A 1,402-nucleotide genomic window follows, 5' to 3' on the forward strand; every position below is an offset into this window, starting at 1 on the left:
TTCGGATAGAGGCGGAACTTGAGCGCCTTATGTCTAAGCATGGACGAACCAGCCTCCTTATTTGAAGGTCTATTTCCCTAATAATAGCACATATGTTCGCTTTTAAAAAATAAAAACCACCGATTCATCTCCTGCTTATAGAAGATGGGAGTATTCTCGGCCTAGGTGGATAAAGAAGACAATGAGAAGCTCGGGAGGGAATCTAAATTGGAAAACAACAAAGAGGAGCTCACCGGCGGCAGGATCGGCAAAATCAGTCGTCAGGATGATGTCGTCATCCGCCCGGCCAATGTGTGGACACCGGCGGTCCACCGCTTCCTGCGCTTCCTGCATGTGGACGGAGCGGACTTCGTGCCGATGCCCTATGGGATCAATGAACAGCAGCAGGAGATCGTGTCGTATATGCCCGGAGAAGTGTACAACGATCCACTGCCTGAGCTGCTGCTACAGGATGCGGTGCTCGTCTCGGCCGCGGAGCTGCTGGCGAGATTCCACAACCACAGCGCGAAGTATGTGGCCCGGCTCGAGGGGAATGAGCCCTGGATGCTGCCGGCGCAGCAGCCCGCAGAGGTGATGTGCCACGGCGACTATGCGCCATACAATGTAACGATCTCCGGAGGCCAACCGGTCGGGATCATCGACTTTGACACGCTGCATCCCGGGCCGAGGATGTGGGATGTCGCCTATGCGATCTACCGCTGGGTCCCCTTCACCGATCCGGCGCGCAGCGAGTCCGCGATCGGGCTGGAGGAGCAGCTCCGCAAGGCCCGGCTGTTCCTGGACGCTTATGGGATGGACGCGGCGGAGCGGCAGTCGTTCGTCCCCATGCTCCTGCGCCGCCTGACTAGCCTGATCGACTACATGCAGCAGGAGGCTGCCCAAGGCAACGAGGACTTCCAGCAGCATATTCAGGCCGGGCATCTGCAAGTGTATTGGGACGATATGGATTATTTGAGGGAGCATGAGGGGCAGATCAAGCTATAGCTGCCCCCTCCCGGCGCGTCTGTCCTGTTTTGAGTCGGGGGGAGGATCTAATATGGCGATAGCCAATTGAAGGCCGTCTTTCACACCTTGAATATACATCCGCTCATCGGCTAGTCTCTGCTGCGAGCGCAGAGGCTCGCCTTGATTCGGTCCGACGGTCGCTCCAGCCGGAGCTTCCATTGGAGTGACCGCATCCCCCTCCCCATTCATCTGTGCAGCATCCTGCTCAAATGTATTTGTAACCTCCTCCGCGCTCGTATAGAGCATGCTCATCCTCTCCCGAACCGCTTGTACAAACCATTCTGGAAGTGTCATACGCGATCCCCCTCGTATAGTATCTTTAGAACCTAGTTTTAGGCCAATTTCCAGCCCCCGAGGGGGCTGGAGCGGCCCGCTTCATTTCCAGCACAACAGCACC

General features: G+C 56.8%; 1 protein-coding gene. It reads left to right on the forward strand.

All coding sequences use genetic code 11. The features are described 5' to 3' along the window. Positions 1-207 precede the first annotated feature (207 nt). Positions 208-984 carry a phosphotransferase enzyme family protein gene (locus tag PA598K_RS16660; protein ID WP_128658053.1) on the forward strand — a complete coding sequence of 259 codons (777 nt, stop codon included), beginning with the start codon at positions 208-210 and terminating at the stop codon, positions 982-984. The last annotated feature ends 418 nt before the right edge of the window (positions 985-1,402 follow it).

Origin of the sequence: Paenibacillus sp. 598K (assembly GCF_003851045.1) — a bacterium.
Classification (GTDB): domain Bacteria; phylum Bacillota; class Bacilli; order Paenibacillales; family Paenibacillaceae; genus Paenibacillus_D.